The organism is Streptomyces vulcanius, from assembly GCF_042653945.1.
In the GTDB taxonomy this organism is placed as follows: domain Bacteria; phylum Actinomycetota; class Actinomycetes; order Streptomycetales; family Streptomycetaceae; genus Streptomyces; species Streptomyces mangrovi.
Genome location: NZ_JBHSFK010000005.1, coordinates 204595 through 218155, shown reverse-complemented (window position 1 = coordinate 218155; position 13561 = coordinate 204595). Strand labels below are relative to the sequence as shown.

Sequence of the window (13561 nt, the reverse complement as noted above, 5' to 3'; positions counted from 1 at the left end):
GCCGCATGACGGCCGCACACTCCCCCCTCTCCCCCGCCGACCGCCCCCCGCTGGGTCTGCGCGAGCGCAAGAAGATCAAGACCCGCGAGGCGATCCGCACCGCGACGTACGCGCTGGTCAGGGAGCAGGGGTACGACGCCACGACGATCGAGCAGATCGCCGAGCGGGCCGAGGTGTCGCCGTCGACCGTCTTCCGCTACTTCCCGACCAAGGAGGACATCGTCCTCACGGACGAGTACGACCCCCTGATGGTCGAGGAGCTGCGGAACCGGCCCGCGGACGAGTCGGTGATGGACTCCCTGCGGCACGTGATGCGGCGGGCTCTCTCGATGAGCTCGAAGGAGGACCCCGAGGTGCTCCGCCTGCGGACGCACCTCCAGGTCCAGGTCCCCGCCGTCCGCTCCCGGATGTTCGAGAGCATGTCGGAGACCGGGCGTCTGCTCCGGGGGGCCCTCGCCGAGCGGTCCGGCCTGGACCCGGACGGCCTCGTCATACGGGTCTACGCGATGTCCCTCATCGGCGGCCTGATGGAGGTCTCCATGTACTGGGCGGAGAACAACTTCGAGGGCGACCTCTGCGACCTCGTGGAACAGGCCCTGGACGTCCTGGAACACGGACTGCCGCAGGAGAACCGATAAGCGCGGAAAACCGCGGGGAGCGGGCCTTTCTCCCGTGGCATCCTGGCCGGGTGAACGCACCCGAGATCCGCGTCGAAGTCGCCCCCGAGCTGGCCCTGTTCGTGCCGCACGCCAGGCGGGTCGGCGTCCATCCGCTCACCGTCGACGGGGTCTCGACCCTCGGCCATGTCGTCGAGTCGCTCGGTGTCCCGCTGACGGAGGTCGGCAGCCTGGTCGTCGACGGCCGTGAGGTCCCGGTCTCCCACGTCCCGTCCGACGGCGAGTCGGTCGCCGTCCGCCCGGTCGCACGGCCCCAGCGGCTCCCCGGCGCTCCCCTGCGCTTCCTCCTCGACGTCCACCTCGGCACCCTCGCCCGCCGTATGCGCCTGCTCGGCGTGGACACGGCGTACGAGTCGACGGATATCGGCGACCCGGCCCTCGCCACCCGCTCGGCCGCCGAGAGCCGGGTCATGCTCAGCCGCGACCGGGGCCTGCTGCGCCGCCGCGAGCTGTACGCGGGCGCGTACGTCTACAGCACCGACCCCGGCGAGCAGCTCCGCGACATCCTCGACCGCTTCCGCCCCGCCCTCGTCCCCTGGACCCGCTGCACCGCCTGCAACGGCCTGCTGCGCGCGGCCACCAAGGACGAGGTCGCCGACCAGCTGGCACACGGCACGCAGCGGTCGTACGACGTCTTCGCCCAGTGCGGGTCCTGCGGCCGGGCGTACTGGAAGGGCGCGCACCACGAACAGCTGGAGGCCATCGTGGAACGCGCCCTGGCGGAGTTCGCGAGCTAGGACAGGTCCTTGTGCCGGTTGTGCGGCGCGATCAGCCGCTCAGGGCCGTGCGCAGCCGTTCCGGGTCGGTGGTCGGGGCGTCGCAGGTGAAGTTGCGGCAGACGTACGCCGTCGGTTCGCCGTGGCTCAGCGGGCGGTCGGCGAGCAGGGGGAACTCGTCGCTCCCGGTGACCCCGAACGCGACGACCGCGCCGGGCGAGGTGCCCAGAAGTGCCGTACGGTGCAGGGACTTCGCGGCCGCATCGCCCAACTCACCTGCCACGACGGCCACTTCGCGCGGCCCGTCCAGCAGGGCCTCGGCGGCGGCGAGCCCCCAGCCGATGAACCGGGGCACCCGCGGCCCCAGCGCCCTGACGACGCCCAGCGCCTTCTCGGCGGCGGTGCGATGGGGTTCGGAGCCGGTGTGGGCGGCGTAGCTCAGCAGCGCGCCGGCGGCGGCGGTCCAGCCTGAGGGCGTCGCGTTGTCGGTCGGGTCCTGCGGCCGGCGGATCAGCCGCTCGGCGTCGCCCGCGGTGTCGTACAGCGCACCGGACTCGGGGTCGGTGAACCGCACGAGCACATGGTCGAGCAGGAACCCGGCGAACTCCAGCCACACCCCCTCCCCGGTGACCGCGGCCAGCGCGAGGAACCCCTCGGCGACATCCGCGTAGTCCTCCAGCACCCCCGCGTTCGCCCCGGCCTGCCCGTCCTTGCTGGTGCGCGACAGCCGCGCCTGCTCATCAAGATGCAGCCGTACGAGAAGGTCGGCGGCGCCGACGGCCGCGTCCACGAGGTCGGGGCGGTCGAAGTAGGCACCGGTCTCGGCGAGCGCGGCGACGGCGAGCCCGTTCCAGGCGGCGACGACCTTGTCGTCCCGGCCGGGAGCGGGCCGCTCGGCACGGGCGGCGAGCAGCCGCTGCTGGATGCTCGCGATCTTCTCCGCGTCGAACACGCCCTCCTGCTGCGGGAGTTGGAGGACGGAGGCGCCCTGCTCGAAGGTGCCCTCGACGGTGACGCCGAAGTGGTGCGCGGCGATCTCCGCGTCCTGGGCGCCGAGCACCTCGGTCAACTGCGCGGGCGTCCAGACGTAGTACGCCCCCTCGACGTGCTTGCCGTTCCCGTCGTCGCTGTCGGCGTCGAGCGCGGAGGCGAACCCGCCCTCGGCGGTGCGCAGTTCACGCACCATGAAGTCGGCGGTCTCCAGCGCGACCCGCCGGGCCAGCTCGGACCCCGTGGCCCGCCACAGGTGCGCGTAGACCCGGCAGAGCAGCGCGTTGTCGTACAGCATCTTCTCGAAGTGCGGCACGACCCACTCGCGGTCCACGGAGTACCGGGCGAACCCGCCCCCGAGCTGGTCGTAGATCCCGCCCCGGGCCATCCGCTCACAGGTGTCCTGGGCCATCTGGAGCGCGCCCTCGGCGCCGGTGCGGGCGTGGTGGCGCAGCAGGAACTCGATCGCCATCGACGGCGGGAACTTCGGCGCCCCGCCGAATCCGCCGCGCTGGGGGTCGTACTCCCGCGTCAGCCCGAGCAGCGCCTGCGACAGCTCCTGCTCCCCCGGCGCCTGCCCGTCACCGTAGGAGATCTCCCGCCCCGCCAGGTCCCGCACGATCTTCCCGGCGACCTCGGCGACCTCGTCGCGCCGGTCCGTCCACGCCTGCCGCACCCCCTCCAGCACCTGCCGGAAGGAGGGCATGCCGTGGCGGGGCGCGGGCGGGAAGTACGTACCGAAGTAGAACGGCTCGGCGTCGGCCGTCAGGAACACGGTCATGGGCCAGCCGCCCTGGCCGGTCGCGGCCTGGACGGCCTCCATGTAGACGGCGTCGACGTCGGGGCGTTCCTCCCGGTCGACCTTGACGTTCACGAAGTGCTCGTTGAGGAGGTCGGCCGTCTCCCGGTCCTCGAAGGACTCGTGCGCCATGACATGGCACCAGTGGCAGCTGGAGTACCCGACGCTCAGCAGGACGGGTTTGTCCGTCCTGCGGGCCTCCGCGAAGGCCTCCTCCGACCAGGGCCACCAGTCGACCGGGTTGTCGGCGTGCTGGAGGAGGTAGGGGGACGTCTCGTGGGCCAGTCGGTTCGCCATGGGGTCCATCCTGCCGCAGTACCGCGCACCGCACGCGTCAGGCGGCTCCCGGACGGTGCCGTCGATCTTTCCCGTGCCCGTGCCCGGCGTGATCACGACAGCGAAGCCCGCGGAACGATCGAAGCCCCTCTGCCCCCTCGCGCCACGGGGCCGTCCGCCGCACACTTGACCGACGAACGCCGTGGCCGCCGGAGGGGGACGGGACATGCGGGACAGTCATAAGGCGGAAGCCGAGCGGTTGTTGGCGCGGGCCGTGGAGGAGGAAGTACGGCGCTCGGGCGGCCGCACCGACCGGCAGGCGCTGATGACACGGGCGCGAGGGGCGCTGGACTCGATGGCGCAGACGGCCGCCGAGGAGTACGAGGCGTATGCCCGGGCGCTCGCTGAACGGGACGCCGGACAGGTCAGCTTCACACAACGCTACGCGCGGGAGGGCGGGCGAACCCCCCTGCTGGTGGCGGGCGTTGCGGCGGTGACGGCCGCCGTCGCCGACCTCGCCCTGGGCACCGGGCCGGGTACGGCGCTGGGGGCCGGGGTGACCGTGGGCGTGGTCGGGGCCGCGGCGACCGTGGTGAAGGTGGCGGGCTCGCATCTGCCGGCCGCGCACCACCGGGCCGGTGCCGTCGGACAGCCCGGCGGCGCCGAGCAGTTGCGGTTGCAGTGGCTGGCGGCGCTGGAGGTGCGGGGCATCCGGCCGTTCCTGGACCAGCAGCGGGTGCTGAGCGCGACGACCACACCGAAGAAGGCGCCGGGCCCGCAGCTGAAGGGCGCGGACAAGAGCGCGGCGGCCCGCGGGCGGACGCTCCTCGAGCAGTCGTTCGGGCAACTGCCGGAGCCCACCGGGCCGTTCGCGGGGCGGCGGGCGGAGCTCGGGCAGATCCGGCAGTGGGTGCAGGCGGCACGGGCCAGCACCGAGACCCGGCCCACGGTCGTCGTCCTGCACGGCCCGCCCGGCAGCGGGCGCAGCACGCTCGCGGTGCGCGCCGCGCACGATCTGCGGGACCAGTTCCGGGGTGCGTGCGTGGTCGATCTGCGCGGCGACAGCGCCGAGGAGTCCCCGCTGTCCACCCGGGACGCCATGCTGCATCTGCTGAACCGGCTCGGCGCACCGCGCGAACAGCTCCTCTTCCGTGAGCGCTCCTCCCCCGAGCAGCAGGTCAAACGCCTCGGCGAGCTGTACCAGCAGCATCTGACGGGGCTGCCGGTCACCGTGGTCCTCGACGACGCCTCCGACCCGGAGCAGGTCCGCGCGCTCGTCCCGGAGCGCTCCGACAGCCTGGTCCTGGTCACCTCGCGCGGCGCCCTGGGCCTCCCGGCCGAACTGTCGGCCTGGGTGCACGAGCTTCCGGTACGCCCGCTGGAGGCGGCGGGCGCGGAGGAACTGCTGAGCACGGTGGCCCAGGACGCCTCCGGCCCGTACGACGCCGAATCCGCCGACCGGATACGGGAGTTGTGCGGCGGGCTGCCACTGGCGCTACGGGTCGCGGGCTCCTCGCTCGGCCCGCGCTCACCGCGCCGGCTGGCGACCGATCTGGCGGCGTACGGTCCCGTGGGCCCCGTCGAGCGCGCGCTGTGGCTGCGCTACACCGACCAGCCGGAGGGCACCCGCCGGCTGCTGCGGCGCCTCGCGCTGGCCGGACGGGCCTCGCTGGGCGCGGCGGCGGCCACCGCCCTCCTCGCGACGGACCGCGGGGAGGCGACCCGGCACCTCGCGGCCCTCGCCGACGCGGGCCTGGTCGACCGGGTACGCGGCGACCGCTACCGGCTGCACGACCTGGTCCGCGCCTTCGCCGGGGCCCGGCTGCGCGACGAGGAGGAGCCGGCCGAGCTGACGGCGGCCCAGGAGCGGCTGATCGTCAGCCACGCCGAGCTGGCCGACTCCGTGCTGCGGCTGGTGGACGGCAACATGTCGACGCGCTCGGACCGGTTCACCCCGCACGGCTTCACCTCCCTCGACGAGGCGCTGCGCTGGCTGGACGACGAGTCGAGCTTCATCACCGCGACCCTGCGCCAGGCGGAGGGTGTGCACCAGGAGGCCGTGCTGAGCCTGCTGGGGGCGCTGTGCGACTACTGCCTGCTGCGCGGCGACCTCTACCGGCTCGGTGAGATCAGCGAACTCGCCCAGTCGGTCGGCCAGGACCTGCTGGTCCGCTCCGTGCAGTGGCGTACCGGTATCGCGGCCCGGCAGCTGGGCGAACTGGACAAGGCCCGTACGACACTCAGCTCGGTCGTCGACCTCTACCTCCAGGCCCATCACGACGCGGGCGCCGCCCGGGCCCTGTGCTCGCTCGGCATCACCCTGCACCACCAGGGCAGCCTGACCGACGCGGCGGCGAAACTGCGGGAGGCACTGGACCTCCAGGCCGCGCCCGAACTGGCCACCGACCGGGCCTGGACCATGCACGCGCTGGCCGCGGTGGAACGGGACCGGGCACGACTCGCGGAGGCCGTCGACCTGCTGAAACGCTCCCTGGTGCTGCACCGCGAGGGCGGCTCCGTGCACGGCGAGGCGTGGGCCCACTTCCAGCTGGGCCAGCTGAACCTGCGGCGCGGTGACGTCCCGGCCGCCGAGGCCGATCTGCGCCGGGCGCTGGACCTGTACGGCCGTACCCGCGACGCCCGCGGCGAGGCGTGGGCGCTGACCCAGCTGGCCCGCGCCCGCATGGTCGCCGGCGATGCCGCCCCTGCGGTGGAGGGGCTACGGGCCGCCGCCGCCCGGCACCGGGACAACGAGGACGCCCGCGGCGAGGCCTGGAGCGTGTACTACCTGGGCCTGGCCCTGGAGGAGACCGGCGACCTGGACCAGGCCGTGCGCGAGCTGGAACGCTCCCGTTCCCTCTTCTCCCGGATGCGCGACGTGTACGGCCTCGCCTGCGCCCGGCACCACTCGGCGCGGGTGACCCGCGACCAGCGGGCCGCCCAGACCGGCTCCCTGCGGAACTCGGGCTTCGCCCGTCAGCTGCTCGTCGACGCCCGCGCCGACTTCCAGCGCATCGGCGTCTCCCACGGCGAGGCATGGACCTGCCTGGAACTGGCGATCGTCGACGCGGGCAACGCCCGTGCGCAGCAGGCGCTCGCGCTGTGCGAGGAGGCGGCGGGCCTGTTCGCCTCGTACGGCGACCGGCGCGGCCAGGACTGGGCCCGCTTTCTGCGCTGCACCCTCCTGCCCTACGCCTCCCCGGGCGGTGTGGAGGTCGGCACGGCCGTCGCCCAGGAGGAACTCGCCGAGCTCGCCCGCTCGCCCCACCCGCTGCGCGACACCCGTCTCACCGAGTGCCTCGGCTCCTACGGCGTCCTGCTGGAGCGGGGTGTCCGCCTGGAGTCCGGCTGGCAGGCCTGGCGCCTGGGCCTGGTGCCGGGCCGGCACGAGCGGGAGGTGATGGGGGTGACGGTGGGCGAGGGGTGAGGCGGTAGCTGCCCCACCCCGGCGGTCATCCCTTGGCCGGGGACGCCTTGCCCGTGGTGCCCGGGCCGGCGGCGGGGGTGTCCTCGCCGTCCGGCGACTCCTTGAAGTCGACCTTGTTCATGTGCTTGCTCATGGACTTCATCAGGGCCCACACCGCCAGCGCCATCGCCGCGAACACGATGAAGCCGAGGACGCCGGGGGTGACCTTGTTCTCGTCGACCTCCTTGGCGAGAGGGACGAGATGCGTCATTGCCAGGCTCACGCTTGCGCTCATGTCAGGCATTGTCGCGGATGCCCGCGAAGAGGTCGTCCTCGGGGAGGGAGGTCGCGACACGGGACTGCGCGAGCTCGTACTCCTCGGTGGGCCAGACCTCCTTCTGGATGTCCATCGGCACCCGGAACCAGCCGCCGTCGGGGTCGATCTGCGTGGCGTGCGCGATCAGCGCCTTGTCACGGATCTCGAAGAACTCGGCGCACGGGACATGCGTGGTGAGCGTGCGGTCCCGCCCCATGCCGGCCTCGTCCCAGCGCTTGAGCCAGTCCCCGTAGGGGGACTCCAGGCCCCGGTCCAGCAGCGCCTTGTGCAGCGCCTCGGTGCGGGGGCGGTTGAAGCCCTGGTTGTAGTACAGCTTCTGCGGGCGGTACGCCGGCCCGTACTCGGTCTCCGGGTACTTCTCGGTGTCGTCCGCAGCCTCGAACGCCACCACGGAGATCTTGTACGTCATGATGTGGTCGGGGTGCGGGTAGCCGCCGTTCTCGTCGTAGGTGGTGATCACCTGGGGGCGGAAGGAGCGGATCTGCTTCACCAGTTCGCCGGCCGCCTTGTCGACGTCCTCCAGCGCGAAGCACCCCTCGGGCAGCGGCGGCAGCGGGTCGCCCTCGGGCAGGCCCGAGTCGACGAAGCCGAGCCACTCCTGCTTGATGCCGAGGATCTCGCGGGCCTCGTCCATCTCCTTCTTGCGTACCTCGTGGATGTGCTCCTCGATGTACTTGTCGCCCTGCAGCTTGGGGTTGAGGATGGAGCCGCGCTCCCCGCCGGTGCAGGTCACCACCAGCACGTCCACCCCCTCGGACACGTACTTCGCCATGGTGGCCGCGCCCTTGCTCGACTCGTCGTCGGGGTGGGCGTGGACGGCCATCAGTCGCAGCTGGTCAGTCAAGACTCAATCCTCGGTAAGTCGGCGCCCGGTGTGAGCCGGCGCGGTCGCAGGCTTCTATAGTGACCGAATCGGGGGGCGAATAATTCCAGGGGCCAGGCCTGCCGGGGAGGACGATCATGAGCACGGCGAGCACGCGACTGCCCGAGGGCCGCTACGGCCGTGCCTCGGACCAGCGGGCCGACCACACTCTGAAGATCGTCGGCGCCGTGCTCGGCGGACTCCTCTTCCTGGTCGTGGGCTACTTCGCCTACCACTATGTCGCCCAGAACAAGATCAGCGCCGAAGTGATCGCCTTCGAGGCGACCTCGGACGCCACCGTGCAGGTACATCTGGAGGTCCGCAAGGACTCCGGTGCGAACGGCTACTGCACCATCCGCTCACAGGCCGCCGACGGCGCCGAGGTGGGACGGGCCGACTTCCGCTTCTCCGGCTCGGACACCCGCATCGACAAGGTGGTCACGCTCCGCACGACGGCCAAGGGGACGACAGCCGAGCTGCTCGGCTGTCACGCGAGCTGACATCACCCCCGATACGTACGCGCTGACCTGCGTCGACGTAATTCTGATGGCTTATGTCCTCCCCCTTTGCCCGCCGAATTGTTAGGCTCGTGGTTTCGCCCATCCCCTGGGGAACATGCTTGTGGGTAGGGCGATGCTTTGTATTCCCAGTACCGACGAGGAGCACCTGTGACCCAGACCAGCGAGTCTGTCACCTGGCTTACCCAGGAGGCGTACAACAAGCTCAGGAACGAGCTTGAGTACCTTACTGGTCCTGCGCGCACGGAGATCGCCGCCAAGATCGCGGCCGCGCGCGAGGAGGGGGACCTGCGCGAGAACGGCGGGTACCACGCGGCCAAGGAGGAGCAGGGCAAGCAGGAACTCCGCGTGCGCCAGCTGACCCAGCTTCTCGAGAACGCCAAGGTCGGCGAGGCCCCCGTGTCCACGGACGGTGCGGTGGCGCCCGGCATGGTCGTGACGATCGCCTTCGACGGTGACGAGGACGACACCACGACCTTCCTGCTCGCCTCGCGCGAGTACGCGAGCACCGACATCGAGACCTACTCGCCGCAGTCGCCCCTGGGCACCGGCGTGATCGGTCACAAGGTCGGCGAGGACGCGGAGTACGAGCTGCCGAACGGCAAGAAGGCCTCCGTGCGCATTCTCAGGGCCGAGCCCTACAGCGGCTGACCTCCTTTCCTGACCCCCGAATCCGGCGGGTCTGTCCGCATTCGCCCGGCAAGCCCCCGGCGCCCCGTGCCGCCGGGGGCTTCGTCATGTCCGCGGCTGGGATGCGGTGCCCGGAGGAAGGGCCGACGATGGAAGAGCAGTCGCGGTGCGATCACCACCCTGGGGGCGTGGAGATGTGCCATGCCGGTTCACAAGGTTCGCCCGGACATCAGCGTCCTGAACGACAGCCTTGAGGTGCCGGGGATCGGGCACCTCCCGGTGAACGCCTTCGTGCTGCTCGCTGCGCAGCCCGTCGTCATCGACACGGGCCTCGGGCTGCCCGACCGGAACTTCCTGGAGGCGGTCGGTTCCGTGCTGGATCCCGCCGATGTGCGATGGATCTGGCTCACACACCCGGACCGTGATCACACGGGCGGGATCTTCGATCTGCTGGCCGCGGCACCCGAGGCACGTGTCGTGACCACGTTCCTGTCCGCCGGGCTCATGTCCTGCGAGCGACCGTTGCCGCTCGACCGTCTGTATCTGCTCAACCCGGGCCAGACCCTCGACGTCGGCGACCGTACCCTCACGGGGTTCAGACCGCCGCTGTTCGACAACCCGGCCACGGTCGGCCTCTTCGACGACCGGTCGGGGGTCTGTTTCAGCTCCGACTGCTTCGGTGGGCCGATGCCCAGCGCCGAACTGGCCCACGCCGATGACGTCGGCGCGGTCGGCGTGGAGGATCTGCGGGCCGCGCAGTTGCTGTGGGCCACGGTCGACAGCCCGTGGGTGCACAACGTGGATGTCCGGAAGTTCCTCGGTACCTTCCAGCTGCTGCGGGACAGGGAGCCGGAGCTCGTCCTCTCCACGCATCTGCCGCCGGCCCCGGGAATCACCGGGGCGATGATCGACACGCTGGGCTCGGCGCCAGGAGAATCGGCGTTCACGGGGCCGGACCAGGCGGCGCTGGAGCAGATGCTGGCCGGGTTCGAGCCCGTCGGCGGCGAGCACCGGCCCGCACCCGGGAGCCCGGGATGACTCCAGCGCCGCTCGATCAGAAGCGTGGTCGGAAGCGTGGGCAGAAGCGTGATCAACCGGCTGCCCGGCGGTACTTGCGGACCGCGAGCGTGCGGAAGATCGCGATGATCACGACCGAGTAGATGACCGAGGCCCAGACGGGGTGGGCCATCGGCCACGCGTCGGACGGCGAGACACCCGGGTCGCCGAAGAGCGTGCGGCACGCCTGGACGGTGGCGCTGAACGGGTTCCACTCGGCGATCGGTTGCAGCCAGGACGCCATCTGCGAGGAGTCCACGAACGCGTTGGATATGAAGGTCACCGGGAAGAGCCAGATCAGGCCGCCGGAGGTGGCCGCCTCGGGAGTGCGCACGCTCAGGCCTATCAGGGCGCCGATCCAGGTGAAGGCGTAGCCGAGGAGCAGCAGCAGGCCGAAGGCCGCCAGGACCTTGCCGAAGTTGGTGGGTGCCGCGGAGCCGGGTCGCCATCCCACCAGGAGCGCGACGACAGCCAGGACGACCAGGGTCAGCGCCGTCTGCACCAGGTCGGCGATAGTGCGGCCGGTGAGGACCGCGCCGCGTGCCATGGGCAGGGAGCGGAATCGGTCGATCAGGCCCTTGTGCATGTCGTCGGCTATGCCTGCGCCGGCACCGGCGGTGGCGAAGGTGACGGTCTGCGCGAAGATCCCCGCCATCAGGAAGTTCTTGTAGACGTCCGCGTTGGTGGAGCCTCCGATGTTCATCGAGCCGCCGAAGACGTACGTGAACAGGACCACGAACATCACCGGCTGGATCAGCCCGAAGATGACCATCTCGGGAATCCGGCTCATGCGAATCAGATTCCGGCGGGCGATGACCAGGGAATCGCTCGTAGCGCTCACTTCGCCTGCTCCTTCGTGTCCTCGTCGTCCTCGTGTCTGTCCTCGGCGACGTGTCCCGTCAGGGACAGGAAGACGTCGTCGAGAGTGGGGCGGCGCAGCCCTATGTCGTCTATCTCTATCCCGCGGGTGTCCAGCTCCCGGATGACCTCGGCGAGGAGCTTCGCGCCGCCGGTGACGGGAACGGTGAGTTTGCGAGTGTGTTCCTCGACGGTGGTGTCGCCCTTGCCGAAGCCGGCGAGTACCTCGCGGGCCGTGGTGATGTGCTCGCGTTCATGGACGACGACCTCGACGCGCTCGCCGCCCGTGCGGGCCTTGAGCTGGTCGGAGGTGCCGCGGGCGATGACCTTGCCGTGGTCGACGACCGCGATGTCGTGCGCGAGGTGGTCGGCCTCTTCCAGGTACTGGGTGGTGAGCAGCAGTGTCGTACCGCCGGAGACGAGGCGCTTGATCACCTCCCACAGGAGTTGGCGGTTGCGGGGGTCGAGGCCGGTGGTCGGCTCGTCCATGAACATGACGGGTGGTGAGACCACCAGCGCGGCGGCCAGGTCGAGGCGGCGGCGCATGCCTCCGGAGTAGGTCTTGGCGGGGCGGTCGGCGGCGTCGGCGAGGTCGAACTGATCGAGCAGCTCGCCCGCGCGGGTCTTGGCCGCCTTGGCCTTCATCTGGTAGAGCTGTCCGACCATCTGGAGGTTCTCCCGGCCGGTGAGGTACTCGTCGACCGCGGCGAACTGGCCGGAGAGGCCGATGGAGCGGCGTACCTCGTTGGGGTGCTTGAGCACGTCGAGGCCGGCGACCTCCGCGCGCCCGCTGTCGGGGCGGAGCAGGGTGGTCAGGCAGCGGACCGTGGTGGTCTTGCCCGCGCCGTTCGGCCCGAGAAGGCCGAGGACGGTGCCCTCCGGGACATCGAGGTCGACGCCGTCCAGAGCCTTTACGTCGCCGAAGGTCTTGACCAGGCCTTCGGCATAGATGGCGCCTGGCATATGAGTCTCCACGTCATTGAGGATTCTTCGGAAAGCCTAGATTTGCGCGATTCGTTCCGCCCGACGGGCAGTGGGGATAGGTTGCCGACGGATGGCAGGGGCCGCAATGAGACACACCATAACGCGATGTATCGCGTCTCTCAATGCATTTACCCGAACGAGTGACCGGTGACTGCCGGAGAAGGCTCGGACCTCAGTCGACGACGGTGTACCCGGCCTCGCGCAGGGCCTGGCCGACCTCGGCGCAGTGCACCGGCCCCTTCGTCTCCAGGTGCAGCTCGACCTCCGCCTCGGTCAGGCCGAGCCGGGGATCGGTGCGCACATGGCGCACGTCCAGAACGTTGGCGTCGACCACTGACAACGCCCCGAGCAGCGTGGCGAGGGCACCCGGCCGGTCGGTCAGACGCACGCTGACGGCCAGGTAGCGGCCCTGCGCGGCCATTCCGTGCCGCAGGACCCGTTGCATCAGCAGCGGGTCGACGTTGCCGCCGGACAGCACCGCCACGACCGGTCCGGCGAAGGCGCCGGGCTCGGCGAGGAGCGCGGCGACCGGGCTCGCCCCGGCGGGCTCGACCACCAGCTTGGCCCGCTCCAGGCACAGCAGCAGCGCGGCGGACAGCTCGTCCTCCGTGACCGTGCGCACCTCGTCCACCAGATCCTTGATGATCGCGAACGGCACATCGCCGGGCCGGCCGACCTTGATCCCGTCGGCCATCGTCGCGGGCCCCTTCAGCGACACCGGCCGTCCGGCCGCCAGCGAGGGCGGAAACGCCGCCGCCCCGGCCGCCTGCACACCGACGATCCGCACGTCCGGCCGCAGCGCCTTCACCGCGACCGCGATACCCGCCGCGAGCCCACCGCCGCCGATCCCGACGACGACCGTGCGCGCCTCCGGGCACTGCTCCAGGATCTCCAGGCCGACCGTGCCCTGCCCCGCGATGACGTCGGGGTGGTCGAAGGGATGGATGAACACCGCGCCGGTCCGCGCCGCGTACTCCTGCGCGGCGGCCAGCGTCTCGTCGACCACGTGGCCGTGCAGGCGCACCTCCGCGCCGTACTCCCTGGTGGCGCTGATCTTCGGCAGCGGGGCGCCCTTCGGCATGAACACCGTGGCGCGCACGCCCAGCAGTGACGACGCGAGCGCCACGCCCTGCGCGTGGTTGCCCGCGCTGGCCGCGACGACGCCGGCCGCCCGCTCCTCGGGCAGCAGCCCGGCGATCCGGACATACGCGCCGCGCAGCTTGAACGAACCCGTCCGCTGGAGGTTCTCGCACTTGAGGTGCACCGGCGCGCCGACGAGCTGGGACAGATGCCTGCTGCCCTCCATCGCGGTCGTCCGCGCCACGCCCGAGAGCATCTTCTGCGCGCCGCGCACATCGTCGAGGGTGACGGGCCGCAAGGAGTCAGCCGTGCCATAGCTCATGACACCAGCATCGCAGTTCACAGGCGGGAACAGCCGCTGTGACCAACCAC

Annotated in this window: 12 protein-coding genes; 6 read left to right on the top strand and 6 right to left on the bottom strand. The window is 71.3% G+C overall.

Translation table 11 applies throughout. From position 1 onward, the window contains the following. The first annotated feature begins 5 nt into the window (after positions 1-5). Both ACFPIH_RS09995 and ACFPIH_RS09990 read left to right on the top strand, forming a co-directional pair. Positions 6-638, top strand: coding sequence for a TetR/AcrR family transcriptional regulator (locus tag ACFPIH_RS09995; protein ID WP_465270368.1), 633 nt, complete (start codon positions 6-8; stop codon positions 636-638). Between the two features lie 50 nt (positions 639-688). Next, entirely contained in the window at positions 689-1414 is a 726-nt protein-coding gene (locus ACFPIH_RS09990; protein WP_381165379.1) for a Mut7-C RNAse domain-containing protein, read from the top strand. Between the two features lie 31 nt (positions 1415-1445). Here the strand turns inward: ACFPIH_RS09990 and ACFPIH_RS09985 are convergent, their stop codons facing one another. After that, positions 1446-3479 carry a thioredoxin domain-containing protein gene (locus ACFPIH_RS09985; protein WP_381165381.1) on the bottom strand — a complete coding sequence of 678 codons (2034 nt, stop codon included), beginning with the start codon at positions 3477-3479 and terminating at the stop codon, positions 1446-1448. Between the two features lie 205 nt (positions 3480-3684). Here ACFPIH_RS09985 and ACFPIH_RS09980 point away from each other — a divergent pair, with 205 nt between their 5' ends. Then, positions 3685-6885: a tetratricopeptide repeat protein gene (locus tag ACFPIH_RS09980; RefSeq protein ID WP_381165383.1), complete on the top strand. Its 3201-nt coding sequence runs from the start codon at positions 3685-3687 to the stop codon at positions 6883-6885. Between the two features lie 25 nt (positions 6886-6910). Here ACFPIH_RS09980 and ACFPIH_RS09975 read toward each other — a convergent pair whose 3' ends face one another. Next, positions 6911-7168: a hypothetical protein gene (locus ACFPIH_RS09975; protein WP_381165385.1), complete on the bottom strand. Its 258-nt coding sequence runs from the start codon at positions 7166-7168 to the stop codon at positions 6911-6913. Continuing rightward, the gene (mca, locus tag ACFPIH_RS09970; protein WP_381165792.1) at positions 7161-8024 is read right to left on the bottom strand and encodes a mycothiol conjugate amidase Mca; all 864 of its coding nucleotides are present in this window, start codon (positions 8022-8024) and stop codon (positions 7161-7163) included. The genes ACFPIH_RS09975 and mca overlap by 8 nt, the downstream gene beginning before the upstream one ends. A 137-nt stretch (positions 8025-8161) precedes the next feature. On the opposite strand from mca, the gene ACFPIH_RS09965 reads away from it, so the two are divergent. The 3 genes from ACFPIH_RS09965 (at position 8162) to ACFPIH_RS09955 (ending at position 10249) form a co-directional block, all read left to right on the top strand. Further along, positions 8162-8563, top strand: coding sequence for a DUF4307 domain-containing protein (locus ACFPIH_RS09965; RefSeq protein ID WP_381165387.1), 402 nt, complete (start codon positions 8162-8164; stop codon positions 8561-8563). Between the two features lie 168 nt (positions 8564-8731). Further along, positions 8732-9232: a transcription elongation factor GreA gene (gene greA, locus ACFPIH_RS09960; protein ID WP_381165389.1), complete on the top strand. Its 501-nt coding sequence runs from the start codon at positions 8732-8734 to the stop codon at positions 9230-9232. 180 nt (positions 9233-9412) lie between these two features. Further along, the gene (locus ACFPIH_RS09955; RefSeq protein WP_381165391.1) at positions 9413-10249 is read left to right on the top strand and encodes an MBL fold metallo-hydrolase; all 837 of its coding nucleotides are present in this window, start codon (positions 9413-9415) and stop codon (positions 10247-10249) included. Between the two features lie 52 nt (positions 10250-10301). On the opposite strand, the gene ACFPIH_RS09950 is transcribed toward ACFPIH_RS09955, so the two are convergent. The 3 genes from ACFPIH_RS09950 to ilvA form a co-directional block, all read right to left on the bottom strand. Continuing rightward, on the bottom strand, positions 10302-11108 hold the full coding sequence (locus tag ACFPIH_RS09950; protein WP_381165393.1) for an ABC transporter permease: 807 nt from the start codon (positions 11106-11108) through the stop codon (positions 10302-10304). Then, complete coding sequence (locus ACFPIH_RS09945) at positions 11105-12088, bottom strand: ATP-binding cassette domain-containing protein (protein ID WP_381165395.1); 984 nt, start codon at positions 12086-12088, stop codon at positions 11105-11107. The genes ACFPIH_RS09950 and ACFPIH_RS09945 overlap by 4 nt, the downstream gene beginning before the upstream one ends. A gap of 193 nt (positions 12089-12281) precedes the next feature. Further along, positions 12282-13511: a threonine ammonia-lyase gene (gene ilvA, locus ACFPIH_RS09940; RefSeq protein ID WP_381165397.1), complete on the bottom strand. Its 1230-nt coding sequence runs from the start codon at positions 13509-13511 to the stop codon at positions 12282-12284. Between the last annotated feature and the right edge of the window lie 50 nt (positions 13512-13561).